This window comes from Mesorhizobium sp. CO1-1-8, from assembly GCF_020164875.1.
Classification (GTDB): Bacteria; Pseudomonadota; Alphaproteobacteria; order Rhizobiales; family Rhizobiaceae; genus Mesorhizobium.
The window spans coordinates 1-26,682 of sequence record NZ_JAIUGZ010000001.1 but is presented as its reverse complement, the minus strand read 5'-3'; the positions used below and the strand labels follow the sequence as shown (position 1 = coordinate 26,682).

Genomic DNA, 26,682 nt, shown 5'->3' with positions numbered 1-26,682 from the left:
TTCTAGTCCGGTGTGGCGGATTTGAGCGCCCGCCGCAAGATGCGGTCGAGTTCGCCGAGAAAGCGCGAGCGGTCCTGCGGGGCGAAGCTGGCATTGTAGCCCTTGCTTTCGCCTGTCTCGCGCAGATGCTGCTTCAGGTCACGCATCGCCACCGCCATGCCGATCGTTTCCGGCGTGAAAGGACGCCCCGTGGGTCCAAGCACATGCGCGCCAAGCGCCACCGCGCGGGCGGCCAGCGGAATGTCGGCGGTGATCACAATGTCGTTGGTGCGTGCATTGTCGACGATCCAGTCGTCGGCGGCATCAGCGCCCTTGGAGACCACGACATTGCGGACCATCGGATCGCGCGATGGCCGCAGGCCGCCGTTGGAGACGTAGGTGACAACGACGCCATGCCGGTCGGCCACTTTTTCGACCTCGGCCTTGACCGGGCAGGCGTCTGCATCGACGAGAATGGCGGGGAGTTCGCTCATGTTTCTTTTCTCCTCCCATTGTTAACCACGGAGGTCGGGGCCGGTTGGGCGGCGGCCTTGGTCTTCCTCAGTAAACCACGACGCTTCTGATCGATTTACCCTCATGCATGAGATCGAAACCCTTGTTGATGTCCTCGAGCTTCAGCGTATGGGTGATCATAGGGTCGATCTGGATCTTGCCGTCCATGTACCAGTCGACGATCTTCGGCACGTCGGTGCGGCCGCGCGCGCCACCGAACGCGGTCCCCATCCAGGTGCGGCCGGTGACCAGCTGGAACGGCCGCGTCGAGATCTCCTGGCCGGCACCCGCGACGCCGATAACGACCGACTTGCCCCAGCCGCGATGCGAGGCTTCGAGCGCCTGACGCATCACCTTGGTGCTGCCGGTGCAGTCGAATGTGTAGTCGGCGCCGCCGATCTGGTCGGCGCCGCGCTTGGTCATGTTGACGAGGTAGGGCACGACATCGCCGTCGATCTCCTTCGGATTGACGAAATGCGTCATGCCGAACCGCTCGCCCCACTCCTTCTTGTCGTTGTTCAAATCGACGCCGATGATCATGTCGGCGCCGGCAAGTTTCAGGCCCTGAATGACATTGAGGCCGATGCCACCGAGGCCGAAGACGGCCGCGGTGGCGCCGATCTCGACCTTGGCGGTGTTGATCACAGCCCCGATGCCGGTGGTGACGCCGCAGCCGATGTAGCAGATCTTGTCAAAGGGCGCGTCCGGGTTGACCTTGGCAAGTGCTATCTCGGGCAGCACGGTGAAGTTGGAGAAAGTCGAGCAGCCCATGTAGTGGAAGATCTTGTCCTTGCCGATCGAGAAGCGCGATGAACCATCCGGCATCAGGCCTTGGCCCTGGGTGGCGCGGATGGCCGTGCACAGATTGGTCTTTCTGGACAGGCAGGAAGGGCACTGGCGGCATTCGGGTGTGTAGAGCGGGATGACATGGTCGCCCTTCTTGAGCGAGGTGACCCCCTTGCCGATATCGACGACGACGCCGGCGCCCTCATGGCCCAGAATCGCCGGAAACAGACCTTCCGGATCGGCGCCCGACAGCGTGAATTCGTCGGTGTGGCAGATGCCTGTCGCCTTGATCTCGACCAGAACTTCCCCCTCACGCGGCCCGTCGAGGTCGACCTCCATGATCTCCAGCGGCTTTCCGGCGGCGACTGCGACAGCGGCGCGGGTTTTCATCAGGCGTCCTCCAATGCGGATTTTTTTCCAAGGTTTCAGGTTTTGCCGACACGATCAACTGGCAGCTGGCTCCCCGACTGGGCCACAGCGATGAATTTGGAATCGCAAGTCTATTGAAGGGCACTGAATTGCATGGTCGGCTTGACCCTGCAAGCACAGGCCATAAAAGGAACGGCCGACCCGAGGGATGACATTTCGCATGTTCACCAAGATCCTGATCGCCAATCGCGGCGAAATTGCCTGCCGCGTAATCAAGACGGCGCGCAAGATGGGCATCGCCACGGTTGCCGTTTATTCCGATGCCGATCGCGATGCCGTGCATGTCGAGATGGCCGACGAGGCGGTGCATCTCGGGCCCTCGCCAGCCGCGCTGAGCTATCTCGTCCCGGAAAAGATCATCGCCGCCTGCAAGGAAACGGGGGCCCAGGCCGTGCATCCCGGCTACGGATTCCTGTCCGAGCGGGCGGCCTTCTGCGAGGCGCTGGAAGCGGAAGGCATCATTTTCATCGGCCCGAAGCCCAAGGCCATAAAGGCGATGGGCGACAAGATCGAATCGAAGAAGTTCGCCAACGCCGCCAAGGTTTCCACCGTGCCCGGCTGGCTCGGCGTCATCGAGAATGCCGACCATGCCGAAAAGATCGCCGGCGAGATCGGCTATCCCGTGATGATCAAGGCTTCGGCCGGCGGCGGCGGCAAGGGCATGCGCATCGCCTGGAGCGAGGCCGAAGTGCGCGACGGCTTCGACCGCGCGCGCTCGGAAGCCAAGAGCTCGTTCGGCGACGATCGTCTCTTCATCGAGAAGTTCGTCGTCGATCCGCGCCACATCGAAATCCAGGTGCTGGCCGACGCGCATGGCAACGCGCTCTATCTCGGCGAGCGCGAATGCTCGATCCAGCGACGCAACCAGAAGGTCGCCGAAGAGGCGCCGTCGCCATTCCTGGACGCCGCGACACGCAAGGCCATGGGCGAGCAGTCGGTGGCGCTGGCCCGGGCCGTCGACTACCAGAGCGCCGGCACGGTCGAATTCATCGTCGACAAGGACAAGAACTTCTATTTCCTTGAAATGAATACACGATTGCAGGTCGAGCATCCGGTGACAGAACTCGTCACGGGCATCGATCTGGTCGAGCAGATGATCCGCGTCGCGGCCGGCGAAAAGCTTGGCCTGAAGCAAAGCGACGTCAAACTGAACGGCTGGGCAGTGGAAAGCCGGCTCTACGCCGAAGACCCTTACCGCAATTTCCTGCCTTCGATCGGCCGGCTGACGCGCTACCGACCGCCCGAGGAAGGACAATTCGGCGATGTCGTCATCCGCAACGACACCGGCGTCACCGAAGGCTCCGAAATCTCGATGTTCTACGATCCGATGCTCGCCAAGCTGTGCACCTGGGCGCCGACGCGTCTGGAAGCCATCGATGCCATGTCGGAAGCGCTCGACAGCTTCGTCGTCGACGGTATCGAGCACAACATTCCGTTCCTGGCTGCCTTGATGCAGCATCCGCGTTGGCGGGAAGGGCGGATATCGACCGCTTTCATATCGGAGGAATATCCCGGCGGCTTCGCGCCGGTCGTACCGAACGACGACGAGAAAGCCGTGCTGGCGTCGATCGCGACCGCGGTGGAACTGCTGCGACGTGACCGGCTAGACCGGCTGGGCGGGCGCCTGGCGCCGCATTCTGGAGCGCTGAAGCGCGACTGGGTGGTGAAGCTCGGCGAAGACTATCTGTCGGCGTCGATCATCGAGGGCATGATTTCTATTCCGATGGAAGTCGATCTGTCGATTGAGGGCGGAAAAGCGCTGACCGTTTCGTCCGACTGGCGGCCGGGCGATCTGATATGGCGCGGCACGGTCGGCACGCGCAAGGTCGCGGCTCAGGTCAGACCGGTTGCCAATGGCTTTCGCATTGCCTGGAAGGGTATGTCGGTGACCGCGCGCGCCATGCTGCCGCGCACCGCCGAGCTGGAAAGGCTGATGCCCGAAAAGGTAGCGCCGGACACGTCGAACCTGCTGCTTTGCCCGATGCCTGGCCTTGTCGTGTCGATTGCCGTTGCCGAAGGCCAGGAGGTCAAGGCCGGCGAGACATTGGCGGTGGTCGAAGCGATGAAGATGGAAAATGTGCTGCGTGCTGAACGCGACCTTGTCGTCTCCAAACTCAACGCCAAACCGGGCGACAGCCTGGCTGTCGACGCGGTGATCATGGAGTTTGCGTAAGGCTAGCCGGGAAGCGGCCTTTGATCAGCAATGGTTTGTGCTGGACTGGCATCGCGCGGTCCCGGACAATACATCTCTATCGACTCAGGGACCTTCACGCAGCACCATGGCCGACGAAAAACTTCCCCGCGATCCCTTGAAGCGCGAAGCAGCGATTGCTGCCGCGCGGCCCGAGGCGCCGGCGCGGCCCTTCGTCCATTTGCGCGTGCATTCGGCATATTCGCTCCTGGAAGGCGCCTTGCAGATCGGCAAGGTGGTGGCTCATGCGGTCAAGGACGAAGCCCCCGCCATTGCCGTCACTGACACCAACAATCTGTTCGGCGCCCTGGAATTCGCGCAGAAAGCGGTGAAGGACGGCATCCAGCCGATCATCGGCTGCCAGACGGCGCTCGCGTTTTCCGGCGAAAACAGCGACGGCCAGCGCGACCGCAGGCGGCAGGGTCCGGATATGCGGCCGGTGGTCCTGCTCGCCGCGACCGAAGCCGGCTATTCCAACCTGGTCAGGCTGGTCAGCCGCGTCTACCTCGAAACACCGCCGGGTGAAGCCGTGCACCTGACCACGGAAATGATGGAAGGCTTTTGTGACGGATTGATCTGTCTCAGCGGTGGGCCGCGCGGACCGATCGGCACCGCGCTCAAGGAAGATCGCCGCGATCTGGCCGAAGCCCGGCTTTTGACCCTCAAGGCGATGTTCGGCGACCGGCTCTATGTCGAACTGGACCGGGTTTCCGGTTATGATCGCGTGATCGAGAAATCCTCGATCGATCTCGCCTATGCCCATGAACTGCCTCTGGTCGCCACCAACGAGGCGTTTTTTTCCTCTCGCGACGACTATGACGCACATGACGCGCTGATCGCCATTGCCGAGGGATCGGTCGTGGCCGCCGACAATCGTCGCCGGCTGTCGCCGGACAATTTCCTGCGCAGCCAGGCCGATATGGCAAGGCTCTTTGCCGACCTGCCGGAAGCGATCGACAACACTGTCGAGATCGCGCTGCGCTGCTCCTATTATCCCAGGAATCGCAATCCGATCCTGCCGCGCTTCACCGGCGGCGATGTCGCCGACAATGACGCCGCCGTGCAGGCGGAAGCCGACGAACTGGCCCGCCAGGCGCATGAGGGGCTCGACGCGCGCCTGGCCATGCATGGCCCGACATCAGGCTATACGGTCGAGCAATATCGCGAGCGGTTGAATTTCGAGCTTGGCATCATCACCAAGATGAAGTTTCCCGGCTACTTCCTGATCGTTGCCGACTTCATCAAATGGGCCAAGGCGCAAGGCATTCCGGTCGGGCCGGGACGTGGTTCGGGCGCAGGCTCGCTGGTTGCCTATTCGACGACCATCACCGACATCGATCCGCTGCGCTTCTCGCTTCTGTTCGAGCGCTTCCTCAATCCCGATCGCGTGTCGATGCCCGACTTCGACATCGACTTCTGCCAGGATAGGCGCGAGGAGGTCATCCGCTACGTCCAGCAGAAATACGGCCGCGACCAGGTCGGCCAGATCATCACCTTCGGTACGCTGCAGGCTCGCGCCGTGCTGCGCGACGTCGGCCGCGTGCTGCAGATGCCCTACGGCCAGGTCGACAAGCTGTCCAAGATGGTGCCGCAGAATCCGGCCAATCCGGTCAAGCTCGCCGACGCCATCGCCAACGAGCCGCGCTTTGCCGAAGAGGCAGAGAGGGAGCCGATCGTCCAGACGCTGCTTGACATGGCGCAGAAGCTGGAAGGTCTTTACCGCCATGCCTCGACGCACGCCGCCGGCATCGTCATCGGCGATCGCCCGCTGTCGGAACTGGTGCCGATGTACCGCGATCCGCGCTCGGACATGCCCGTCACCCAGTTCAACATGAAATATGTCGAGCAGGCCGGACTGGTGAAGTTCGACTTCCTCGGCCTAAAGACGCTGACCGTGCTGGAGACGGCGGTGAAGCTGATCCGCCGGCGCGGCATCGAGATCGACCTGGCGACCATCCCGCTCGACGATCCCGAGACCTACGCCATGCTGTCGCGCGGCGAGGTGGTCGGCGTGTTCCAGGTGGAAAGCGCCGGCATGCGCAAGGCGCTGATCGGCATGCGGCCCGACTGCATCGAGGACATCATCGCGCTGGTTGCGCTCTACCGGCCGGGGCCGATGGAGAACATTCCGACCTACAACGCCCGCAAGCATGGCGAGGAGGAGATGGCCTCGATCCATCCCAAGATCGACCATCTGGTGAAGGAGACGCAAGGCGTCATCGTCTACCAGGAACAGGTGATGCAGATCGCGCAGGAGCTGTCCGGCTACTCGCTCGGCGAAGCCGATCTGCTGCGCCGCGCCATGGGCAAGAAGATCCGCGCCGAGATGGACAAGCAGCGCGAGCGCTTCGTCTCAGGCGCGGTCGAGCGTGGCGTCGGCAAGCCGCAAGCCGACTTCATTTTCGACCTGCTGGCCAAGTTCGCCGACTATGGTTTCAACAAATCGCATGCGGCCGCCTATGCAGTGGTTTCATACCAGACCGCCTATCTCAAGGCGCATTATCCGGTCGAGTTCCTGGCGGCGTCGATGACGCTCGACATGGGCAACACCGACAAGCTAGCCGATTTCCGCCAGGACGCGCTGCGCCTTGGCATCGAGGTTCTGGCGCCCTCGGTGATATCGAGCTTTCGCCCCTTCGAGGTCGGTGAGAACCGCATCTACTATTCGCTGGCAGCGCTCAAGGGCGTCGGCGATGCGGCGGTCGAGCACATCGTTGCCCAGCGTGGTGAAAAGCCGTTCAAGAACCTCGCCGATTTCTGCGAGCGGGTCGATCCCAAGATCGTCGGCAAGCGCGTCTTCGAAAGCCTGATCATGGCCGGCGCGCTCGACTGCTTCGGCCACGACCGCGCGTCGATGATGGCGGGCGTGGAGCGCATGATGGGGCTGGCGTCGCTGGCGCAGCAGAACGCGGTTTCCGGACAGCACGACATCTTCGGCGCATCGCTCGGCGCCCAGTCGCAGGCACTCAATCTGCCGGCGACAGAGCCGTGGCTCGCCGCCGACCGGCTGCACCGTGAATTCCAGGTGGTCGGCTTCTATCTTTCGGCGCACCCGCTCGACGAGTACAAGGCGGCCCTGCAGAAGATGCGGGTGCAGACATGGGCTGAGTTTTCGGCGGCTGTCAAACGCGGTGCCGCCGCCGGCCGCTTGGCCGGCACGGTAACATCCAAGCAGGAACGCAAGACGCGCACCGGCAACAAGATGGGCGTCATCGCCTTCTCCGATACGTCAGGCCAGTACGAAGCCGTGCTGTTTTCCGAAGGACTGGCGCAATATCGCGACCTGCTCGAGGCCGGCCGCTCGGTCGTTATCACGGTTGCGGCCGAAGACAGGCCGGAAGGCGTCAATCTGCGCATCAATAGTGTGCAGTCGCTGGAGGACGAGGCAAGCCGAATCCAGAAGGCACTGCGCATCTTCGTGCGCAACGCCTCGCCGATCAACACGCTGGCTGGCCAACTTGCCGTCAGGGGCGAGGGGCAGGTCAGTTTCGTGCTGATCAAAGAGGAGGGCGAGGGAGAAATCGAGATAGAGCTGCCCAACCGCTACCGGATCTCGCCACAGATCGCCTCGGCGATGCGCGCGGTGCCGGGCGTGGTCGAAGTGGAGTTGGTGTGATCGCCGCTCTTCCCGGCAAGAGGCGGTTTGCCGGGCGGCTCTTGACGCAATTGCCATGAAGTCGGCAGACAAGGACGGTTCGCGGGACGCTTCAACCTTGGCGCGGCTGCGTGACAGGCTGCGCAGGCTCTATCATGGGCGCACGCCGGCCGCTTTCCGGTTTCAACTGGTGGCCGTCGTCATCGACCTCGCCATCATCGCCTTCTTCATCGCGACGCCGGTTCTTCAGGACAAGCCGTCCTTCCTCTGGCTCGATTATTCGGCGGCCGCGCTTGTCGCCGCGGACCTGGTCGCCCGGCTGCTTGCCTCCAGAAACATGCTGCGGCTGATGAAGCAGCCGACGTCGTGGGTCGATGTCTTCATCCTTTTGACGCTGCTGATGCCGACGGCGTTCGCCAATCTCGCCTTCCTGCGCATCCTGCGGCTGTGGTCCCTGTCGCGCAGCGGTTCGCTCTGGCGGCATTTGGAGATGCGCGGCCTGAGACCGTGGCGCGAGGCCAGCCACGCGGTCATCAACCTTTTGACCTTCCTGTTCGTCATCACCGGCTTCGTTTACACGTTCTTCTTCCGCACTGGCGCCGGCCTGGAAAACTATATCGACGCGCTTTATTTCACCGTCGCCACGGTGACGACCACCGGCTTCGGCGACATCGTGCTGCCGGGCATGGCCGGCAAGCTGACGGCAATCGTCACCATGATCATCGGCATATCGCTGTTTGTCAGACTGGCTCAGGCGATCTTCCGGCCAGCCAAGGTGTTGTTTCCCTGTCCGCAGTGCGGCTTGCGGCGGCACGAGCCGGACGCCGTGCATTGCAAAGCCTGCGGCCATCTTCTCAACATACCCGACGAAGGGAACTGACGGCCGGCGGGACTACGACGCCGCCACTTCGGCCGGCTTTATCGGCCTGCGCTGAAGATTGAGCAGATTTCCCATCAGGATCAGCAGTGCGCCGCCGGCGGTAAAAGCGTCGATCTGCTCGCTATAGAGCAGCCAGCCGATCAGCGCCGATAGCGGCACGCGCAGGAAATCCATCGGCGAGATGACGGTCGCGTCGGCATAGCCGAGCGCGCGGGCCATGCAGAAATGCGAAGACATGCCGCTGAAGGCGATCAGCATGATCCATGGCCACAGTTCCAGCGGCGGGTTGCGCCATGTAGAGAGTGCCGGAACGAGGCCGACCGCCGACTGTATGATCAGCATCCAGAAGATGATGCGCACGACGCTGTCCGTGCGTGTCAGCGACTTGACCATGACCACCGAGATGCCGAAGCAGACGGCGGCACCGAGCACGATGAGATGCCCCGGATCGACCGAGCCGACACCGGGGCGCACGATGATCACCACGCCGATCAGCCCCAGCGCGATCGCTGCCAGCTTGGGCCGGTTCAGCCTTTCGCCAAGGAAGCCAACGGCCAGAAGCGCCGTCCAGATCGGCGTGGTGAATTCGATCGAGATCAGCACGGCCAGCGGGATCAGCGTCAGTGCGTAGAGCCAGGCCGCCTGGCCAGTGTAATGGATGACGTTGCGGGCGATATGGGCAATAGGGCGCTGCGTGCGCATGGCTTGAAAGCCGCCACTCGTCATCACCAGCGGCAGAAGGATGAAGAAGCCGATCACCGAGCGCAGTTCCAGCACCTGGAAGACATTGAGCTCGGCTGTCGTGGCGCGGCCGGCGACCGACATCGCCAGGAACGAGGCAATTGACAGCGCCATCCAGAACGCGGCCTTTGGAATCGAAGGGGTGGGTGCCATCCGCGCTATGTCGCAGGCCAGGGCTTCTGCCGCAATCGCTAGCTGCTGCCTTCTTCTGGGCCAGTCGCGACTGGCTGGATGTCGCAACAGTCATGTTGCGGGAGGAACCTGAAATGGCAAGGGGCGTTAAGTCCCGATACTTCCCCTCGTGCTCTGCGGAACTGCCTTCCGGCACCGTCAAGGAGAGTTTTAATGAGATCATTCGCGAAACTCGCGCTTGCTGGCTGTCTCGTGGCCGCGGCAGGCACGGCCCATGCCGACGAAACCAAATTTCTCCAGTCGTTCAAGGGCAATTTCGCCGGCAAGGGCACTGTCCAGGTAACCACGGATGTGCCGAACGTCAGCGTATCGTGCAGCTTCAAGTCGAATGCGACCTCAACCTCGCTATCGCTGGATGGAAATTGCCGCGGTTTCGTCGTGGTGTCGCGGGCCATCAGCGCCAATCTGAAGGTCACGGGTGCGAAATACAGCGGCACCTATGTCGGCTCTCGTACAGGGCCGGCACAGCTGAACGGCAGCCGTTCGGGCAACGCTATCAATCTAGGCATCCGCTGGGCCAAGGAGGTCAATGGCGACCGCAAGGCGCGGATGACGGTCGAGAAGAGAGGTAAGAACGGCATCCGGCTGACCGTCATCGACACCGACCCGAAAACCGGCAAGAGCGTGGTGACGAGCAGAATAGACTTGCAGCGCACCTAATCCTCAAGCGGCTCCGGCGGATGGGCGTCGCGGCCCTTGCCGAATGTGTAGCCGGTTTCCACTGCCTTGCGGCCGAACTTGTCGCGCAGGGCATCGATGGCGCCTTCGGCCATGGCGCGCTTGCGCGATTGGATGTCGACCAGATCGGGCGGGTCGGCCTTGTCGTCGTCCGAGAGGTCGCTGACGCCGATGCCGAGCAGCCGATATTTCGTGCCGTCGGTTTCCTTGCGCAGAAGCTCCACCCCGGTCTGGAAGATGCGGTCGGCGAGCCGGGTCGGGTCGCCGAGCTGGCGATTGCGCGTGCGCAGCTTGAAATCCTGGGTCTTCAGCTTCAGCACCACGGTGCGACCGGCGATGCTTGATTTTTTCAGCCGTGCCGAGACCTTTTCCGAAAGCCCCCTTAGCACCGCGACCAGCTCGTCCAGCGACGCGATATCGGTGTCGAAAGTGGTTTCGGCCGATACGCTCTTGGCATCCTGGTCGGGATCGACGCGGCGGACGTCCTCGCCGCGCGAAAGGTGGTAGAGCCGGTCGCCCATCGTGCCGTAGCGGCGCATCAGATCGCCACGATCCATCTGCTGCAACTGGCCGATGGTGCGGATGCCGTCGCGCTCCAGCGTGGCGTTGAACGCCTTGCCGACGCCCCAGATCATGGTCACCGGCTGCGCCGCCAGGAAGCCGACCGCCTCGGCTTCGCCGATGACCGAGAAGCCGCGCGGCTTGCGAAAATCAGACGCTATCTTGGCGAGGAACTTGCAGTAGGACAGGCCGGCCGAAACGGTGATGCCGATCTCCTTCTCGACCGCCAGCGCAAAGCGCGCCAGCACCACAGCGGGTGGCAGGCCGTGCAGCCGTTCGGTGCCGGCGAGGTCGAGAAACGCCTCGTCGATCGACAGCGGCTCGACCAGCGGCGTCAGCGCCTGCATCATGGCGCGCACTTCGCGGCCGACGCGGACGTATTTTTCCATGTTGGGGCTGATGACCACCGCCTCGGGGCAGGCTTCGAGCGCCTTGAACATCGGCATAGCCGACCGCACGCCCTGGATGCGGGCGATATAGCATGCGGTGGAGACGACGCCGCGCTTGCCGCCGCCGATGATCAGCGGCTTGTCCTTGAGCGCCGGATTGTCGCGCTTTTCGATTGCCGCGTAGAAGGCGTCGCAATCGATATGGGCCAGATGCAGCCGGTAAAGCTCGGCATGACGCGCAAGCCGAGGGCTGCCGCAGCGCTCGCAGCGGCGCGTCTGGCTGCGCTGAAACATCAGGCAGTCGCGGCAAAAACCGTGATCGGGATTGTTGACAGGGGCCGCCATCGCTGCGAACATAAAGAGAACAGAAGCAATGGTACGACAGTGCAAGGCCAGCGACAAGGCTGGCCTGGGGAGAACGCATGAGCACGACCATAGCGCCGCTTGCGCCTGAGCTTTGGGCGGAATTCGAGGACCTCTTCGGCAAGCAAGGCGCCTGCTACGGCTGCTGGTGCACGCATTTCCGGCTGGCGCCGGCGATGCGCCGCGAGAGCAGCCGGGAACGCAACAAGGACCACATCAAGGCGCGTATCGAAGCCGGCCCGCCGCCGGGCCTGCTGGCATTCGAGGATGGTCAGGCGGTTGGCTGGATGCAGATCGGACCGCGCGCCGACGTGCCCGAATGGAACAATCAGGGCAGGGGGTCGGCGCCGGTCGACCCTGCCGACGCGGCGGATCCGGCCGTCTGGGCGATCTCCTGCTTCTTCATCCGCGGCAAGGCGCGCGGCAGGGGGATCACGCATCGCCTCGTCGAAGGCGGCATCGATTTCGCCCGCCACAACGGTGCGCGGCTGCTCGAGGCTTGTCCGATAGATCTGTCTCGCGATTCGCGCTCGATCGGCCTGTTCGTCGGCTCGTCGCGGGTCTTCGAGAAGGCGGGTTTCGAGCGGTTGGTGGAACGCAAGGCCGGTCGCCCGCTGATGCGGCTGGTGCTTTGATCGAGATTGTCTGCCAGGGTGCCGTCGTCGATCTCACCTTGCGGTTGCAGCGGTAATTTCATACCAGACGGACAAAGTCTTTCTTCTAGGTCAAACGGAGAATTCGCGTGAACCGTGCCCTGCCATTCGTGTTCCTTCTTGCGTTGAGTGCCCCTGCTTTCGGCCAGACCGTCGACAGTCAGGGTGCGAAGCAATTGTCCGACGACTTGTCCCGCTATGTCGGCAAGCAGGCCATCGACAAGGGCATTTTGAAGGTTTCGCTCGAAGGTGGCGCCTACAAGATCCTGTTCGATTTCAAGGCACTCGCCGCATCATTTCCGGACCAGAAACTGCTGAAGTTCGACTTCGCGCCCTATGCCCTGATGGTCAAGCCGCGCAGCGACGGGTCTTGGGATGTCTCAATGGATTTCTCCCAAACCGCCTCCTTCGAGTTCAACCGACCCGAAGGGCTGCAAAGCACTCAATTTTCGATCAAGGACGGCAAGGGCTCGGGCGTCTACGATCCAAATCTGGCGGCCTTTACCAGCGGCACCAGCTCGATGGCCGGCATGACGATGGCATCGAAGGATGCCAAGCAGCACATGGAAGCCAGTACTGGCGCTGGCATCGCGACCGTTGCCGCGACCAAGTCGGCGACCGGGGGCGTCGATTTCACAACCTCCCAGAAGGTGTCGAGTTTTGTCGAAGCGATCAATTTCGATGACCCTGAGAGCGGGCTGAAATTCCCGGTCACCGTCAGGTCGCCGGAATTGTCGGTCGAAGCCAGCGGCAAGGGCGTGCGGACCAAGCCATTGCTCGATCTCCTGGCATTTGCAGTGGCCAACGAGGACGAGGCGACGCTGAAGGCCAACCAGGCGCAGCTCAAATCGCTTCTGCTCGCCGCCTTGCCGCTTTGGCAGCGTATCGACGGGACCTATGGTTTCAAGGATTTCGCGGTGGAAAGTCCGGTCGGCAATTTCGGTGCCACCCAGCTAAGCACCGCGTTCGGCACCGATGGCGTGGCCGAGAACGGCACGATCACGTATGGCATCAAGGCATCGGGGCTGACCGTGCCGACGCAGCTTCTGCCGAGCTGGAGCGTGGGGTTGTTGCCCACCGATGTCGATTTGAACTTCGGCGGCGCCAATATCGATCTCGACAGCATGGCGAAGAAGGCGATCGAAGCCTTTGATCTCAATAAGAATCCACCGCTGTCGGCCGAATTCGGCGAGCAGCTTAAAGCCGATTTTATGGCCAAGATGCCGAAAGTCGTGCTCGGCCACAGCACCGTGAAGAACAAGGACACGGAGATCGCGCTGGAAGGCGAGATGACATTCCCAGGCGAAATGCCCGAAGGTAGCGTGACCGTCGATGTCGCCGGCTTCGACAAGCTTGTCGAAGGCCTGCAGGAAGCGGCAAAGTCGGAACCGGAGGTGGCCCAATACGTGCCAGTCGCTCTCATGGCGAAAGGCTTTGGCAAGACGCTGTCCGATGGTCGGCTGGAATGGATCGTCAACGCCAAGGCCGACGGTTCGGTCACCGTCAATGGCGTCATGCTGAAGCCCGCCGACGCGGCCGTGGACGACAGCATGGATGATGGTGACGGCGACGATGACAGCGGAGACGACAGCGGCGGCGCAGGTGCGAACTGAACCCCTGAAGGTTGGAGTTTAGAGCCCCAGCGCGCTTGCAATCTTGGGCGCGGCTTCGTGCCAGTCCTGGACGACGACCACATCGTCCGTCACCGGCGGCAGGAATGCGCGCAGCGAATTGTCGGCCATCAGGTGGAACAGTTCGGCGTCGGCGACCGATCCCCGCACCGACGCCAGATTGTGCGGCTGATCGTCGACGAAGACCACCGGTCGGCCGGCCTTGCCGCGAAGCTTGGCCACTGCCGGTCCTTTGGCCATTTCAGTGGTCAGAAGCGGGTAGCTCAGTCCAAGCGCGTCGAGATGGACGCGACGCACGGCCCGGTGTTTGTGCGGCATGGCCGTCAGCAAGATGATTTCCGCGCGGTCGCCAATTCCTGCCAGGGCCTCTGCCGCGCCGTCCGTAATACTTTGCCAATCGGCTTGCGTGTCAAAGAAATCGCCCAGCAGTGCCGTGACTTCGGGCTGTTCGATCAGCCGGCCGCTGGCCGTCTCGGCGATGTTGCCGGTCAGTCGGAAGGAGGCCAGCGTCAGGCCGTAGCCACGCGCCTTGAGGAAATTCGGAAACGGTCGGATGAATTCGAGCACGACATCGTCGACATCGAGCACCAGCAACGGCCGGTCGTCGGCTGCCAGTTCCTCGATCTGGCGCGCGGTTTCTGGATCATCGCTCATATGGAATGCTCGTGGTTGTCATCGCCCAGTGGCAGCGACCGCAGGGCCTTGCCGACAGCAGCCGGCGGGGTGCCGGTTTCCTCGGCAAAGCGCATCAGCGTCGGCTCGTGGGCGAGGATGAATTGCAGGACACCAGCCAGGAAACCCGGCTCGCTGGCGGCTTTGCGGATCGAATGGACCTCTATGCCGGTGATAGCCAGAAAGCGCGGCAACAGCTCCGGATCGGAGGCGACAAAGCCCAGGGCCTTCACGGCAATCGATTCCGCTTCTTCGCGCATTGACGCTGCGTTTGCCATCACTACCTTCGGTGTGTGGAATGAGTCTCTCCCGCAGTAATGGCAAGAGTTGCTTGCGGCAAGCCATTAGAGCGTGGCGCGCCCTTTGGACGCGCAGGGACGAGGTGGGATCCGCGCTGTTTTCCAGCCGCGGATTTCCGTTTCGTCAATCATATTGCCGTAAAGTGAAGCAGGGTTTGGTGCGTTCAGACATGGGCGCATGACGGTCGCCTTCGAAGCGGATGGACGGCCGGGACGGGATATCGATGCCGAAGAAGGTCATGATCGTCGAGGACAATGAGCTTAACATGAAGCTCTTTCGGGACCTCATCGAGGCAAGCGGTTACGAGACCGTGCGCACCCGCAACGGTCTGGAAGCGCTCGATCTGGCGCGCCTGCACCGGCCGGATCTCATCCTGATGGATATCCAGCTGCCTGAAGTGTCGGGCCTGGAAGTGACCAAATGGCTGAAGGAGGACGACGAGCTGCACGTCATCCCGGTCATCGCGGTGACCGCCTTCGCGATGAAGGGCGACGAGGAACGCATCCGCCAGGGTGGCTGCGAGGCCTATATTTCGAAGCCGATCTCGGTGCCGCGTTTCATCGAAACCATCAAATCCTATCTGGGTGATGCGTGATGTGCCCTTTCCAGCCGAGCCGGAGCCTTGTGAAATGACTGCGCGGATCCTCGTCGTCGACGACATCCCTGCCAACGTGCGGCTGCTGGAAGTCCGGCTGCTGGCCGAATATTTCGAGGTGCTGACCGCCACCAACGGGCCGGATGCGATCGAAACTTGCGAGAACGGCAAGGTCGATGTCGTGCTGCTCGATGTGATGATGCCGGACATGGACGGCTTCGAGGTTTGCCGGCGGCTGAAAAGCGATCCGGCAACATCGCACATTCCGGTGGTGATGATCACCGCGCTCGACCAGGTTTCCGACCGCGTACGCGGGCTTGAGGCCGGCGCCGACGACTTCCTGACCAAGCCGGTCAACGATTTGCAGCTGATGACGCGTGTCAAGAGCCTGGTCCGCCTGAAGTCGCTGACCGACGAGTTGCGGCTGCGCGCCTCGACGACGCGCAACATCGGCATCGAAGAACTGCTCAGCCGCAATTTCGCATCGGAGGACACGACACCGAAAGTGCTTTTGATCGACGAGCGCAAATCGTCCGTCGAGCGCATCCAGAAGATGCTGCGCGACCGCGCCGACCTCGACGTCACACACGATCCGCATGCCGGTTTCTTCCAGGCCGCCGAGACGTCCTATGAATGCGTGATGATCTCGACCGCGTTCGCAGATTTCGATCCGCTCAGGCTCTGTTCGCAGTTGCGCTCGCTCGATCGCACCCGCTTCGTGCCGATCATCCTGCTGGCGGAGGAGGGCGAGGAGGAACGCATCATTCGCGGCCTCGAACTCGGCATCAACGACTATCTCATGCGGCCGATCGACCAGCAGGAACTGACGGCACGGCTGCGCACGCAGGTGCGCCGCAAGCGTTACAACGACCAGTTGCGGGCCAGCGTCACCCAAACCATCGAAATGGCGGTGACCGATGGATTGACCGGGCTGCACAACCGCCGTTATCTCGACAGCCATCTGCAGACGCTGTTCGATCGTGCCGTGGCGCGGCGCCGGCCGCTGTCGGTGATGATCACCGACCTCGACCGTTTCAAGGCGATCAACGACGCACATGGCCATGACGGCGGCGACGAGGTGCTGCGGGAATTCGCACGACGGCTGCGCAAGAATGTCAGGGGTATCGATCTTGCCTGCCGCTTTGGCGGCGAGGAGTTCGTCGTAGTGATGCCGGATACCGAGGGCGCGGTGGCCGAGAAGGTAGCCGAGCGCATTCGCGCCGAAATCGCCCAGGCGGCTTTCGCCATCGGGCAGGACGGCAAGGCGATCGAAGTCACGGTCAGCGTCGGCGTGTCGTCGGTGCTGAAGGGGGTGGACACGGTGGCTGCGCTGATGAAGCGTGCCGATCTCGCGCTCTACGAAGCCAAAAGCGGTGGCCGAAATCGCGTCGTCGCCAAGGCGGCGTAGCGATCCAGCCCCGATTATCCTGTCAACCCGACAGGGTTACCCGTTTACCTTAATCCAAGCGATTCGCGAGCCTTGGTTAAGAAACTGTTGATTTTCATAAGCTCTTGCGCAACTGTGCAGGCCAAGACGAAGCCGGCACGAGGACAGACCGCCGGCTCCGATCCCCAGAATACCCCATGATGCTCAGGTCCGCCGCATCTCCTGGGTCCGTGGGGTCGGCCGGCCGGCGCTGGCACATAGTGGCCTCCTCGTACCGCTGCCAAACGCCGACCGGCCCCCTTCTTTCCAATGAGCATCAGAGTTCCGTGCCAAAGCACGGAAGACTCCGCGTTTTTGTGTTTGAAAATCGGATGTCGCTATAAAGCCGCCCCCAGGAGATTGTCCTGTGCGTGCGTAAAGTTTTGTTCCGCGGCAACCAACAGCGAGGAACAATACCCGCCCTTCCATTTCATACATATGGCGCCCAAGGGGCTTGCGGCAAGACCGGGCTCCTCCCGTAAAACCGTGACCCAGCCAGGGTGCGGAAAACGGGAGTGACGACAATGATATCAGATCATGCGGTGGTGATCGCTGGGGCTGGTCCGACGGGATTGATGCTGGCGGGCGAACTGGCGTTGGCCGGCGTCGACGTTGCCATTGTCGAAAGGCGGCCGGATCAGAAGCTTGCCGGCCTGCGCGCGGGCGGCCTGCACGCACGCACGATCGAGGTGCTGGACCAGCGCGGAATCGCCGATCGTTTCCTCTCACAGGGCCAAGTGAGCCCAGCCGTGGGTTTTCACATGATCCGCCTGGACATCAGCGACTTCCCAACCCGGCACAATTATCTGTTGGCGCTGCGGCAAAACCACATCGAGCGCATCCTGGCCGACTGGGTCGGCGAGTTGAAGGTACCGATCTATCAGGGACACGAGGTTGCGGGGTTTACCCAGGACGACAGCGGCGTCGATGTCGAACTGTCCACCGGCCACCGCCTGAGGGCCGCATATCTCGTCGGCTGCGACGGAGGCCGCAGCACCATTCGCAAGGCGACCGGTATTGAGTTCGCCGGGTGGGATCCGACGATGAGCTGGATGATTGCCGAGGTCGAAATGTCTGAAGAACCGGCATGGGGTTTCCGCAGCAACGCCTTCGGAATTCATGCCCTGGGTAAGATCGAGGACGGCAAGAAGGTTGGCGTCGTGCTGACGGAGCAACGCCTGGAGGCGCGCGGCGAACCGACGCTGCGCGAACTCAGCGAGGCGCTGACTGCCATCTACGGCACCGACTTCGGGGTCCACAGCCCGACCTGGCTATCGCGCTTCACCGACATGACGCGCCAGGCTGCCGCATACCGCGACAGGCGCGTGCTGCTGGCGGGTGATGCCGCGCATATCCATCCTCCGATGGGTGGGCAGGGCCTCAACATCGGCGTGCAGGATGCGGTGAACCTTGGATGGAAGCTGGCCCAGGTCATCAAGGGGACATCGCCGCAAGGCCTGCTTGACAGCTATCACGCCGAGCGTCATCCGGTCGCCGCCCGCGTGTTGCGCAACACGATGGCGCAGGTCGCGCTTCGCCGCACGGACGACCGCAGCAAGGCCTTGGCCGACACCGTTGCCGAGTTGCTCGGCATGGATGAACCCCGCAAGAGAATCGCCGCGGAGATGTCTGGTTTGGCGGTCCATTACGACCTTGGCGAGGGGCATCCACTGCTTGGGCGGCGAATGCCCGATCTCGATCTGACCACCGCCAGCGGACCGTTGCGGGTCTTCACCTTGCTGCACGACGCGCGGCCCGTGCTGCTCAACCTCGGTGAGCCCGGCAGACTGGACATCGCGCCCTGGGCTGATCGGGTCCGGCAGATCGACGCCTTGTATGCCGGTGCCTGGGACATCCCGATGCTCGGAAGGGTCGTTGCGCCCGACGCGGTCTTGATCCGGCCCGATGGTTATGTGGCTTGCGCCGGGACGGGAACCCAACGGGGACTGGTGGACGCGTTGACCATCTGGTTCGGGCCGCCTGCTGCCGCAGGTTAGCAGACGCGATCGAAACGCGATCGCGCCACCCCCTTTGAAAGTATTCCGTCGCTCCCTCCGACAGTACTCCTGACAGTTGGTTGACAGGAGTTTCCTTCTGTGCAGAAATTGGTTGGACCATTGGACCACTTGGAGGAAGTGTGGACCAGAACAGCCTGCCACCCATTCAAATCACGGCGCGCGATGACGCCGTGTTGAAGGCGTTGGTGGGATTTGTTCGCGCCGAAGCCCTGCAGCCGGGTGAGAGACTTCCGACCGAACGCATTCTGGCCGAGCGGCTGAAGGTCAGCCGCAACACCGTGCGCGAGGCGCTGACACGCTGGGAAGGGCTCGGCCTGGTCGAGCGCAGGCAGGGCAGCGGCACGTATCTCAAGGCGGCTGTCTCACACGATATGCTGCACATGCCGCTGACGCTGGCTGGCGGTAATGATTTCACCAGCCTGATGCAGACGCTGGAGATCCGCCGCGCGCTGGAGGCGGAGGCCGCAGCCCTTTGCGCCGAACGCGCCAGCCAGGCCGACATTGCCGAGATCGCGCGCAAGCTCGACATCATGGAGCAGGCGTTCCGCACCCGCGACGGCATGTCCTCGGAAGAGGACTGGGAATTCCACCAGGCGATTTACCGGGTCTCAGGCAATCCGCTGTTCGAGCAGATCATCGCCGCCATGCATGAGCTGTTTCATCGCTTCTGGGAACATCCGCTCGGCGTGCGCGATTTCGGCCATGCCAGCTTTCCTTACCATCGCACCATCTACGAATGCATTGCCGCGCGCGACCCGCAGGGCGCCCGCGCCGAGGCGCTCAAGCTGATCGCCACCGTCGAGGACGACCTCAAGCGCGGTGCCGCCAAACTCAAACTTTTGAGCCAGACATGAACGAGCATCCATCCGGTTTCGATCACGACTATCTTGCCGAGGCGGCGACACTCTTGGCACATGACGAGCCGTTCCCCGGCGGTGCGGTGGTGCCGCCGATCTACCAGACCTCGCTGTTCACCTTCGCCAGCTATGACGAGATGGCCGATACCTTTGCCGGCAAACGAAAGCAGCCGATCTATTCGCGTGGCGACAATCCCACGGTGATGGAGTTCGAGGCGCGCGTGGCAGCGCTTGAGGGCGCAGAAGCCGCGCGCGGCTTTTCCAGTGGCATGGCGGCAATCAGCGCCACGGTGCTTGCGTTCGTCGGCGCCGGCGAGCGCATCGTCGCCGTGCGCAACTGCTATGGCGATGCCTACCGGCTGTTCGAGCGGTTGTTGCCGCGGCTCAACATCAAGGTCGATTATGTCGACGGCTCCGACCCGGATGCGGTCGCGGCGGCACTTCCCGGCGCCAAGCTGCTCTATCTGGAAAGCCCGACCTCGATGATGTTCGAGCTGCAGGACATCGCGCATCTGACACGGCTGGCCAAGGAACAGGGCATCGTCACCACCATCGACAATTCCTGGGCAACGCCGGTGTTCCAGAAGCCGATCACGCACGGCGTCGACCTGGTGCTGCACTCGGCCTCGAAATACCTTGGCGGCCACAGCGATACGGTCGCGGGGGTCGTGGCGGGTTCGGCCGCCCATATCAAGCACATCAACGAGCAGACCTATTCCTATCTCGGCGGCAAGCTGTCACCGTTCGAGGCGTGGCTTTTGCTGCGCGGTCTGCGCACGCTGCCGCTGCGCCTGCCGCACCACATGAAGAGCGGCTTGACCATCGCCGAACGGCTGAAGGCGCATGCCGATGTCGAGCGGGTCAACCACCCCGTCTATTCGAACCACCCAGGCAAGGCGACGCTGGCCGGCTATGCCGGGCTGTTCTCCTTCGAGGTGACGGACGATATCGACATCCCCGTCTTCGTCGACGCGCTGAAATATTTTCGCATCGGCGTCAGCTGGGGCGGGCATGAAAGCCTGGTCGTACCGGCCAAGGCGTCGCTGGAGCAGACGCCGGGCCTGAATTCGATGGCGCGCTTCGGCGTCAGCCCCCGAACCATCCGCTTCAATGTCGGATTGGAAAGTGTCGAAGACCTGTGGGCGGATGTCGCCCAAGCCTTCGAAAAAGCCAGAAAATAACAAGCGGGTTCAAAATGGGAGTCTTGAACATGAAAAAACTGACCGTCATGCTTGCCACCGTTGCGGGACTGGCGATTTCCGCCGGAAATGCTGTGGCCGATTCGACCCTGAAAATGGTCGAAGTCATCACCAGCCCGCCACGCACCGAGTTCCTGAAAAAGCAGATCGCCGAGTTCGAAACGGCCAATCCGGGCATCAAGGTCGAGCTTATCTCGCTGCCCTGGGGGCAGGCGTTCGAGAAATTCCTGACCATGGTGCAGGCCGGCGACACGCCCGACGTCGTCGAAATGCCGGAACGCTGGATGGGCCTCTACGCCAACAATGCCCAGCTCGAGGATCTCGGCCCCTACATGGCCAAATGGGATGACGCCAAGACGCTTGGCGAGCGCGCCAAGCAGTTCGGCTCGACCGTCAACAACACCCAGTTCATGATCCCCTACGGCTACTATGTGAACGCGCTGTTCTGGAACAAGAAGCTGTTCAAGGAGGCCGGCCTCGATGGCCCGCCGGCGACGCTCGATGACTTCATCGCCGATTCCAAGAAGATTTCCGCGCTCCCGGGGAAATACGGCTACTGCCTGCGCGGCGGGCCGGGCGCCTTCAACGGCATGCACATGTTCATGAACATCGCCGCCGGCAAGGGTGGCTACTTCAACGAGGACGGCACTTCGACGATCAACGAAGAAGGCTCGGTCAAGGGCCTGCAGATGCTGGCCGACATGTACAAGGACGGCTTGGCGCCAAAGGATGCGGTGAGCTGGGGCTTCAACGAAACGGTCACCGGTTTCTATTCCGGCACCTGTGCCATGCTCAACCAGGATCCGGACGCGCTGCTCGGCATCGCCGACAAGATGAGCGCCGATGATTTCGCGGTAGCGCCATTGCCGGTCGGGCCGAGCGGCAAATCCTATCCGACACTGGGCTATGCCGGGTGGGCGATGTTCGCCAATTCGCAGCACAAGGACGATGCCTGGAAGCTGATGGCGACGCTTTTGTCGCCGAAGGACAATCTGGAATGGGCCAAGGAAGTCGGCGTCGTCCCGATCCATAACGGTGCCGACCAGGATCCTCATTTCAAGACGGAGCAGTTCAAGGGCTGGTTCACGGAACTCAGCGACAGCTCCAAATATGAAATGGTCACCCCGCCGACGCATCTGGAGAACCTCGGCAATTTCGTCGACCAGGTGGCGATCAAGAATTTTCAGGAAGTGCTGCTTGGCCAAAAGACGGCCAAGGACGTCGCCGACCAATGGGCCGCCTTCCTGACCAAGGAACAGCAGGATTGGCTGGCGAAGAACAAGAAGTAGTTTTTCTCCTTTCTCCCCGTTCACGGGGAGAAAGTGTCACGAAGTGACGGATGAGGGGCGGCGCCAGCACCCCAAGGTTCGTGCTGCCCCTCATCAGCCTGCCGGCATCTTCTCCCCGTGAACGGGGAGAAGGGTGCTGATTGCCCATCCCGTTACTTCCAGGAGACGATCCGCAGCCAATGACCTACGCCGTGTCCGAAATACGATCCGTCGGCAAGCCGCGTCGCAAGCGGCTATCCCACGCCGCAATCGAGCCATGGCTCTATCTCAGCCCGGCGATCATCCTGCTGGTCGTGGTGCTTCTGGTGCCGCTGGTCATCGGCATCAGCTACTCCTTTCGCAAGTTCTCCGCCTTCAAGTCCGAATATGTCGGGCTTGGGCAGTATCAGGCGATGCTGTCGGATCAGGTGCTGGGGCAGGCGCTGGTCAACACGCTGTGGTGGACGGTCGCCAGCCTGTTCTTCCAGTTCTTCCTCGGCCTTGGCCTCGCGCTGCTGCTCGACAAGCCATTTCGCGGCCGCAAGGCTGTACAAGCCCTGGTGTTCCTGCCTTGGGCGGTGCCGTCCTTCCTGTCGGGCCTGACCTGGGCCTGGCTGTTCAATCCGATCATCGGCCCGCTGCCGCACTGGCTGTTTGCATTGGGGCTGAAGGCCGAGCCGACCAATGTGCTGTCCGATCCGTCAACCGCGATGTGGGGGCCGATCGTCGCCAATATCTGGTTCGGCATTCCGTTCTTCGCCATCACCCTCCTGGCGGCACTGAAGTCGATCCCGTCGGAATTGCATGAGGCGGCGGCCATCGACGGCGCTTCGCCCTGGCAGCGCTTCACCAAGGTGACGCTGCCGTTCCTGGCGCCGACCATCGCCATCACCGTCATGTTGCGCACCATCTGGATCGCCACCTTCGCCGACCTGATCTTCGTCATGACGGAGGGCGGGCCAGCCGGCTCGACCAACACGGTGCCGGTCTACATCTATGTCAGCGCCTTCAAATCGCTGGACAAGGGCTATGCCTCGGCGGTGGCCGTGCTGCTGCTGGTCCTGCTCATTGCCTATGCGATTGCGCTGATCGGCATCCGCCGCACGCTGGTGAGGCACGTCTGATGATCGCGGGACGCACAGCCTCGCAGCGCTTCTTCGGCGGCATCGGCCTCTACGCGGCAATCGCGGCTTACGTGCTCTTTGCCCTGTTCCCGATCTACTGGACGCTGAAGATCTCGGTCACGCCGGAGCGGTTGCTCTATTCCGAAGGCATCACCTTCTGGCCGTCGCACATGACGCTGCAGAACTTCGTCACCGTGCTCGAGGCCACCGATTTCCCCCGCTATTTCCTCAACAGCGTCATCGTATCGGTATCGACGGCGGCACTGGTGACAATCATCGCCACGCTCGCCGGCTATGCCATGTCGCGCTTCACCTTTCGCGGCAAGGCAGCACTGGCGCTGATGTTGCTTTTGACCCAGACCTTTCCGCTGGTGATGGTCATTCCGCCGATCTACCGCATGATGGGTCAGATCGGCCTGATCAACAGCCTGACCGGGCTGATCATCATCTACACCGCTTTCAACACGGCCTTTGCCACCTTCCTGATGCAGTCGTTCTTCGACGGCATCCCCAAGGATTTGGAGGAGGCCGCGATGATTGACGGCTGCACGCGTGCGCAGGCGATGCGCAAGGTAATCGTGCCGCTGACGCTGCCGGGCATGGGCGCGACGCTCGGCTTCGTCTTCACCGCCGCCTGGAGCGAGCTTCTGTTCGCGCTGATGCTGATTTCCAGCGACGACCAGAAGACCTTCGCCGTCGGCTTGCTCACCTTCATCGGCAAGTTCGCCGTCGACTGGGGACAGATGATGGCGGCATCCATCCTGGCGCTGATCCCGGTCTGCATCTTTTTCGCCTTCCTGCAACGCTATCTCGTCACCGGCCTGACCGCCGGCGCCGTCAAAGGATAGATCGATGGCCTCTGTTACGCTCGAAAAGGTCCGCAAGGACTATGGTGCCGTCCGCGTCCTGCACGCGGTCGACCTTGAAATCGCCGATGGCGAGTTCGTCGTCCTGGTTGGGCCGTCAGGCTGCGGCAAGTCCACGCTTTTGCGCATGATCGCCGGGCTGGAGGAGGCTTCCGGGGGTGAGATCCGCATCGGCGAGCGGCTGGTCAACGACGTAGCACCCAAGGACCGCGACATCGCCATGGTGTTCCAGTCCTACGCGCTCTATCCGCATATGGACGTGTCGAAGAACATGGGCTTCAGCCTGCTCCTGAAGAAGGCGGAGAAAACGACGATCGACGCCAGGGTGGACGGCGCCGCCAAGCGGCTCGGGCTCGACACCTTCCTGCAGCGCCTGCCGCGGCAATTGTCCGGCGGCCAGCGTCAGCGCGTCGCCATGGGCCGGGCGATCGTGCGCGACCCCAAGGTGTTCCTGTTCGACGAGCCGCTGTCGAACCTCGACGCCAAGCTGCGCGTCCATATGCGCGCCGAGATCAAGGCGCTGCACCAGCAGCTGAAGACGACATCGGTTTATGTCACGCACGACCAGATCGAGGCGATGACCATGGCCGACCGGATCGTCGTCATGCATGACGGGCTGATCCAGCAGGTCGGCGCACCGCTCGATCTCTATGATCGGCCGGCCAACATCTTCGTCGCCGGTTTCATCGGTTCACCCGGCATGAATTTCCTTCCGGCGACGGTTCGCAAGGGCGGTACCCCGGAGGTCGTACTGACCGATGGCCAGGCGCTGAGGCTGCCGGAAGGCCTGCCGCTCAAGGATGGTGACGCCATCACTGTCGGTTTGCGGCCCGAGCATATCGAGTTGGCGGATGACGGCGCGTTGAAGGCCGAGGTGGGTGTGGTCGAGCCGCTCGGGCTTTCGACGCAGTTCTACGTCAAACTGGCCAGCCAGCAGTTGTGCGTCTTTGCCATGGGCCGTGCCGGCGTGAAGCCCGGCGACGAGGTACGGTTGGCGGCCGAACCACACCAGCTGCATCTGTTCGATCCGAAGAGCGGTGAGCGCATCGGCTGAGGGGACCGAACCAGGGCGGATGCGGGCAGCCGGGATCAGGCGCCGCTATCGGGCGGGAATACACGGTAACGCTACATTTCAATTGGATAAAATAGCGGAACGTCCAAGAGACATTTCCGGAACTTAACAGGACCACTCGGACCTCTGCGTGTAAAGCACAAGACTTTAGTCCCGCCGTCTTCTCAAAAGAACGGAGGTTATTTCGCCACGAACTAGGCCGCCGTCGGAGCTGGTCAACACCGACAACGGCCTGCAATATGGGTGAGTGGGTTGTGTGCGGATATGGTGTGATCGCGGAAGGTGATTGTAGATCGCTAACCGCGAAGGCTTCTTTTGGACAGCGGCGAGCTGTCCAACGGGTTCTCAGCCGACTTGGCCGATCGCCGCTCCTTCAGCCACAGGGACTTCTTTCTCCTTGCCAGGTTCTCGTCTCGAACGCTGTCTTCGGCGGTCACTCCGCCATGCATCGCGGCAATCACGTAGTCGGCTCTGTTGGTTCGAAAGTCGCCTTTTTGTACGGACATCGTTTTCTCCCAGTGCGAGGCATTTCCCCCCTTTTTGCCTGACGCTGAAACTAACTGCCTATCCGTGGTGCAAGTCTACCAATCGGCGATTGTATTAAAACGATACACTCAGCAGGTATGATGATGGCGATCGCACGAGAGGAGCCCATTCTCGCGGGGCTTCTTCATTGACCCGGTTGTGATCCTTGCGAGGGTGCCGCGGCGGGAGGGGCCGGAGCCTGCGGTGCGGGTTCCGTGGAAGGCGGGGCGGGGGTGTCAGGCTGAGGTGCAGGCTGTGCGGCCTCTTCCTCAGTCAGAACCTGGTCAGTCCTGGCCTTGATCTCATCGGCCGTCTGCTGGCTTATCAGCCCATTGCTGACGGCGAAGCCAGCAGCCAGAGCGACAAGGGCTGCAATGATTGCAGCTTTCAACTTCTTCGACATCCATAGGCGCCTTGTTCATGACACCCAACCCACGGCCAAGGGTGCCGCAACCATGGCGAAGGTCAATCCTTTGGTGGAGTCCCTGCTGGGACGCAACGAAATCAATTGGCTACAAACGAAAAACGCCGCCCATTGGGCGGCGTTTCGGCATTGCAGCGGAACCCAGATTACTTGATCTTGGTTTCCTTGAATTCGACGTGCTTCTTAGCGACCGGGTCGTACTTGCGGAACGACAGCTTGTCGGTCTTGGTGCGGCTGTTCTTGCTGGTCACGTAGAAGAAACCGGTGTCGGCGGTCGACAGAAGCTTGATCTTGATGTTTGCGGCTTTGGCCATGATATCAGTCCGTTTGTTCGTGGGGTTTTGGCCGCTGGAGCACGGGGAAACACCCGGACGCGGGAAACTTGGCGCGACACATAAAGAACGCGCCCGGAAAGTCAAGCCCGGTAGGCCTTGTTGTCGTAAGCACACGAGTTGTCCGGATTAGGTAGCACGTGAGTTGTCCGGTTTGATCTTCAGCGAACGGAGGCTGGGGATGAGACGGGCACAATGGCTACAGGACCGGAGAATGCAGAAGTTTCGAGACGTATTGAGCCGCTGGAATGGTGGCGATCTTTCGATGCTGGAGGCTGGGGAATTGCTTGGGATGTCGGAACGGCAATTCCGGCGCTACCGCGACCGTTACGAAGAGGCTGGGGACGCAGGGTTGGTCGACCGGCGTTTGGGCAAGCTTTCGACGCGCCGGGTGCCTGCGGAAGCGATTGAGGAGATGCTGGA

Annotated in this window: 25 protein-coding genes; 17 read left to right on the top strand and 8 right to left on the bottom strand. The window is 62.2% G+C overall.

Features of this window, described 5'->3' with window-relative positions:
* Positions 1-2 precede the first annotated feature (2 nt).
* Together LB558_RS00125 and LB558_RS00120 are read right to left on the bottom strand one after the other, a co-directional pair.
* The gene (locus LB558_RS00125) at positions 3-473 is read right to left on the bottom strand and encodes a YaiI/YqxD family protein (protein ID WP_127322761.1); all 471 of its coding nucleotides are present in this window, start codon (positions 471-473) and stop codon (positions 3-5) included.
* Positions 474-540: 67 nt separating this feature from the next.
* Positions 541-1,668 carry an S-(hydroxymethyl)glutathione dehydrogenase/class III alcohol dehydrogenase gene (locus tag LB558_RS00120; RefSeq protein ID WP_224695558.1) on the bottom strand — a complete coding sequence of 376 codons (1,128 nt, stop codon included), beginning with the start codon at positions 1,666-1,668 and terminating at the stop codon, positions 541-543.
* A gap of 199 nt (positions 1,669-1,867) precedes the next feature.
* Here LB558_RS00120 and LB558_RS00115 point away from each other — a divergent pair, with 199 nt between their 5' ends.
* The 3 genes from LB558_RS00115 (at position 1,868) to LB558_RS00105 (ending at position 8,373) form a co-directional block, all read left to right on the top strand.
* On the top strand, positions 1,868-3,880 hold the full coding sequence (locus LB558_RS00115; protein WP_224695557.1) for an acetyl/propionyl/methylcrotonyl-CoA carboxylase subunit alpha: 2,013 nt from the start codon (positions 1,868-1,870) through the stop codon (positions 3,878-3,880).
* A 106-nt stretch (positions 3,881-3,986) separates the two neighbouring features.
* The gene (gene dnaE / locus LB558_RS00110) at positions 3,987-7,514 is read left to right on the top strand and encodes a DNA polymerase III subunit alpha (protein ID WP_224695556.1); all 3,528 of its coding nucleotides are present in this window, start codon (positions 3,987-3,989) and stop codon (positions 7,512-7,514) included.
* Positions 7,515-7,569: 55 nt separating this feature from the next.
* Complete coding sequence (locus LB558_RS00105; protein WP_224695555.1) at positions 7,570-8,373, top strand: potassium channel family protein; 804 nt, start codon at positions 7,570-7,572, stop codon at positions 8,371-8,373.
* A gap of 12 nt (positions 8,374-8,385) precedes the next feature.
* On the opposite strand, the gene LB558_RS00100 is transcribed toward LB558_RS00105, so the two are convergent.
* Positions 8,386-9,267, bottom strand: coding sequence for a DMT family transporter (locus LB558_RS00100; RefSeq protein WP_224695554.1), 882 nt, complete (start codon positions 9,265-9,267; stop codon positions 8,386-8,388).
* 192 nt (positions 9,268-9,459) lie between these two features.
* Between LB558_RS00100 and LB558_RS00095 the strand changes: the two genes are divergently transcribed.
* Entirely contained in the window at positions 9,460-9,966 is a 507-nt protein-coding gene (locus LB558_RS00095; RefSeq protein WP_224695553.1) for a hypothetical protein, read from the top strand.
* Here LB558_RS00095 and LB558_RS00090 read toward each other — a convergent pair.
* Positions 9,963-11,291 (bottom strand): DNA polymerase IV, encoded by a 1,329-nt coding sequence (locus tag LB558_RS00090; protein WP_224695552.1) that lies wholly within the window; start codon positions 11,289-11,291, stop codon positions 9,963-9,965. The genes LB558_RS00095 and LB558_RS00090 overlap by 4 nt on opposite strands.
* Positions 11,292-11,356: 65 nt before the next feature.
* Here LB558_RS00090 and LB558_RS00085 point away from each other — a divergent pair, with 65 nt between their 5' ends.
* A complete protein-coding gene (locus LB558_RS00085; RefSeq protein ID WP_224695551.1) occupies positions 11,357-11,932 on the top strand; it encodes a GNAT family N-acetyltransferase in 576 nt (191 codons plus the stop codon).
* 107 nt (positions 11,933-12,039) lie between these two features.
* Positions 12,040-13,563 carry a hypothetical protein gene (locus LB558_RS00080; RefSeq protein ID WP_224695550.1) on the top strand — a complete coding sequence of 508 codons (1,524 nt, stop codon included), beginning with the start codon at positions 12,040-12,042 and terminating at the stop codon, positions 13,561-13,563.
* A gap of 18 nt (positions 13,564-13,581) precedes the next feature.
* Here the strand turns inward: LB558_RS00080 and LB558_RS00075 are convergent, their stop codons facing one another.
* Both LB558_RS00075 and LB558_RS00070 read right to left on the bottom strand, forming a co-directional pair.
* Positions 13,582-14,235 (bottom strand): DUF2608 domain-containing protein, encoded by a 654-nt coding sequence (locus tag LB558_RS00075; RefSeq protein ID WP_224695549.1) that lies wholly within the window; start codon positions 14,233-14,235, stop codon positions 13,582-13,584.
* Positions 14,232-14,531 (bottom strand): DUF3572 domain-containing protein, encoded by a 300-nt coding sequence (locus LB558_RS00070; protein WP_024503583.1) that lies wholly within the window; start codon positions 14,529-14,531, stop codon positions 14,232-14,234. The genes LB558_RS00075 and LB558_RS00070 overlap by 4 nt, the downstream gene beginning before the upstream one ends.
* A 260-nt stretch (positions 14,532-14,791) precedes the next feature.
* Here LB558_RS00070 and LB558_RS00065 point away from each other — a divergent pair, with 260 nt between their 5' ends.
* The 9 genes from LB558_RS00065 (at position 14,792) to LB558_RS00025 (ending at position 24,960) form a co-directional block, all read left to right on the top strand.
* On the top strand, positions 14,792-15,148 hold the full coding sequence (locus LB558_RS00065) for a response regulator (protein WP_281035958.1): 357 nt from the start codon (positions 14,792-14,794) through the stop codon (positions 15,146-15,148).
* A 34-nt stretch (positions 15,149-15,182) separates the two neighbouring features.
* Entirely contained in the window at positions 15,183-16,556 is a 1,374-nt protein-coding gene (locus tag LB558_RS00060) for a PleD family two-component system response regulator (protein WP_023810534.1), read from the top strand.
* Positions 16,557-17,098: 542 nt separating this feature from the next.
* Complete coding sequence (locus LB558_RS00055; RefSeq protein ID WP_224696200.1) at positions 17,099-18,571, top strand: FAD-dependent monooxygenase; 1,473 nt, start codon at positions 17,099-17,101, stop codon at positions 18,569-18,571.
* Positions 18,572-18,711: 140 nt separating this feature from the next.
* Entirely contained in the window at positions 18,712-19,446 is a 735-nt protein-coding gene (locus LB558_RS00050; protein ID WP_224695548.1) for a FadR/GntR family transcriptional regulator, read from the top strand.
* A complete protein-coding gene (locus LB558_RS00045) occupies positions 19,443-20,630 on the top strand; it encodes a PLP-dependent transferase (protein ID WP_224695547.1) in 1,188 nt (395 codons plus the stop codon). The genes LB558_RS00050 and LB558_RS00045 overlap by 4 nt, the downstream gene beginning before the upstream one ends.
* 29 nt (positions 20,631-20,659) lie before the next feature.
* Positions 20,660-21,937: an ABC transporter substrate-binding protein gene (locus tag LB558_RS00040; RefSeq protein ID WP_224695546.1), complete on the top strand. Its 1,278-nt coding sequence runs from the start codon at positions 20,660-20,662 to the stop codon at positions 21,935-21,937.
* A 179-nt stretch (positions 21,938-22,116) separates the two neighbouring features.
* Positions 22,117-23,040, top strand: a complete 924-nt coding sequence (locus tag LB558_RS00035) for a carbohydrate ABC transporter permease (protein WP_013531925.1) — start codon at positions 22,117-22,119, stop codon at positions 23,038-23,040.
* A complete protein-coding gene (locus LB558_RS00030) occupies positions 23,040-23,888 on the top strand; it encodes a carbohydrate ABC transporter permease (protein ID WP_224695545.1) in 849 nt (282 codons plus the stop codon). Before LB558_RS00035 ends, LB558_RS00030 begins: the two co-directional genes overlap by 1 nt.
* 4 nt (positions 23,889-23,892) lie before the next feature.
* Positions 23,893-24,960, top strand: a complete 1,068-nt coding sequence (locus LB558_RS00025) for an ABC transporter ATP-binding protein (RefSeq protein ID WP_224695544.1) — start codon at positions 23,893-23,895, stop codon at positions 24,958-24,960.
* A gap of 314 nt (positions 24,961-25,274) precedes the next feature.
* Here LB558_RS00025 and LB558_RS00020 read toward each other — a convergent pair whose 3' ends face one another.
* Complete coding sequence (locus LB558_RS00020) at positions 25,275-25,484, bottom strand: hypothetical protein (RefSeq protein ID WP_224695543.1); 210 nt, start codon at positions 25,482-25,484, stop codon at positions 25,275-25,277.
* 393 nt (positions 25,485-25,877) lie between these two features.
* Between LB558_RS00020 and LB558_RS00015 the strand changes: the two genes are divergently transcribed.
* Positions 25,878-26,081, top strand: coding sequence for a hypothetical protein (locus LB558_RS00015; RefSeq protein ID WP_224695542.1), 204 nt, complete (start codon positions 25,878-25,880; stop codon positions 26,079-26,081).
* Here the strand turns inward: LB558_RS00015 and rpmG are convergent.
* Positions 26,074-26,241 (bottom strand): 50S ribosomal protein L33, encoded by a 168-nt coding sequence (rpmG, locus tag LB558_RS00010; RefSeq protein ID WP_006201775.1) that lies wholly within the window; start codon positions 26,239-26,241, stop codon positions 26,074-26,076. The genes LB558_RS00015 and rpmG overlap by 8 nt on opposite strands.
* Before the next feature lie 232 nt (positions 26,242-26,473).
* Here rpmG and LB558_RS00005 point away from each other — a divergent pair.
* On the top strand, positions 26,474-26,682 hold a 209-nt coding region (locus LB558_RS00005), incomplete at its 3' end, for a helix-turn-helix domain-containing protein (RefSeq protein ID WP_224695541.1).

What these genes read in the sequence shown, in the direction of transcription:
- LB558_RS00125 (WP_127322761.1), bottom strand. Translation starts at nt 473, where the DNA reads ATGAGCGAACTCCCCGCCATTCTCGTCGATGCAGACGCCTGCCCGGTC.
- LB558_RS00120 (WP_224695558.1), bottom strand. Translation starts at nt 1,668, where the DNA reads ATGAAAACCCGCGCCGCTGTCGCAGTCGCCGCCGGAAAGCCGCTGGAG.
- LB558_RS00115 (WP_224695557.1), top strand. Translation starts at nt 1,868, where the DNA reads ATGTTCACCAAGATCCTGATCGCCAATCGCGGCGAAATTGCCTGCCGC.
- dnaE (WP_224695556.1), top strand. Translation starts at nt 3,987, where the DNA reads ATGGCCGACGAAAAACTTCCCCGCGATCCCTTGAAGCGCGAAGCAGCG.
- LB558_RS00105 (WP_224695555.1), top strand. Translation starts at nt 7,570, where the DNA reads ATGAAGTCGGCAGACAAGGACGGTTCGCGGGACGCTTCAACCTTGGCG.
- LB558_RS00100 (WP_224695554.1), bottom strand. Translation starts at nt 9,267, where the DNA reads ATGGCACCCACCCCTTCGATTCCAAAGGCCGCGTTCTGGATGGCGCTG.
- LB558_RS00095 (WP_224695553.1), top strand. Translation starts at nt 9,460, where the DNA reads ATGAGATCATTCGCGAAACTCGCGCTTGCTGGCTGTCTCGTGGCCGCG.
- LB558_RS00090 (WP_224695552.1), bottom strand. Translation starts at nt 11,291, where the DNA reads ATGTTCGCAGCGATGGCGGCCCCTGTCAACAATCCCGATCACGGTTTT.
- LB558_RS00085 (WP_224695551.1), top strand. Translation starts at nt 11,357, where the DNA reads ATGAGCACGACCATAGCGCCGCTTGCGCCTGAGCTTTGGGCGGAATTC.
- LB558_RS00075 (WP_224695549.1), bottom strand. Translation starts at nt 14,235, where the DNA reads ATGAGCGATGATCCAGAAACCGCGCGCCAGATCGAGGAACTGGCAGCC.
- LB558_RS00070 (WP_024503583.1), bottom strand. Translation starts at nt 14,531, where the DNA reads ATGGCAAACGCAGCGTCAATGCGCGAAGAAGCGGAATCGATTGCCGTG.
- LB558_RS00065 (WP_281035958.1), top strand. Translation starts at nt 14,792, where the DNA reads ATGATCGTCGAGGACAATGAGCTTAACATGAAGCTCTTTCGGGACCTC.
- LB558_RS00060 (WP_023810534.1), top strand. Translation starts at nt 15,183, where the DNA reads ATGACTGCGCGGATCCTCGTCGTCGACGACATCCCTGCCAACGTGCGG.
- LB558_RS00055 (WP_224696200.1), top strand. Translation starts at nt 17,099, where the DNA reads ATGATATCAGATCATGCGGTGGTGATCGCTGGGGCTGGTCCGACGGGA.
- LB558_RS00045 (WP_224695547.1), top strand. Translation starts at nt 19,443, where the DNA reads ATGAACGAGCATCCATCCGGTTTCGATCACGACTATCTTGCCGAGGCG.
- LB558_RS00040 (WP_224695546.1), top strand. Translation starts at nt 20,660, where the DNA reads ATGAAAAAACTGACCGTCATGCTTGCCACCGTTGCGGGACTGGCGATT.
- LB558_RS00035 (WP_013531925.1), top strand. Translation starts at nt 22,117, where the DNA reads ATGACCTACGCCGTGTCCGAAATACGATCCGTCGGCAAGCCGCGTCGC.
- LB558_RS00030 (WP_224695545.1), top strand. Translation starts at nt 23,040, where the DNA reads ATGATCGCGGGACGCACAGCCTCGCAGCGCTTCTTCGGCGGCATCGGC.
- LB558_RS00025 (WP_224695544.1), top strand. Translation starts at nt 23,893, where the DNA reads ATGGCCTCTGTTACGCTCGAAAAGGTCCGCAAGGACTATGGTGCCGTC.
- LB558_RS00020 (WP_224695543.1), bottom strand. Translation starts at nt 25,484, where the DNA reads ATGTCCGTACAAAAAGGCGACTTTCGAACCAACAGAGCCGACTACGTG.
- LB558_RS00015 (WP_224695542.1), top strand. Translation starts at nt 25,878, where the DNA reads ATGATTGCAGCTTTCAACTTCTTCGACATCCATAGGCGCCTTGTTCAT.
- rpmG (WP_006201775.1), bottom strand. Translation starts at nt 26,241, where the DNA reads ATGGCCAAAGCCGCAAACATCAAGATCAAGCTTCTGTCGACCGCCGAC.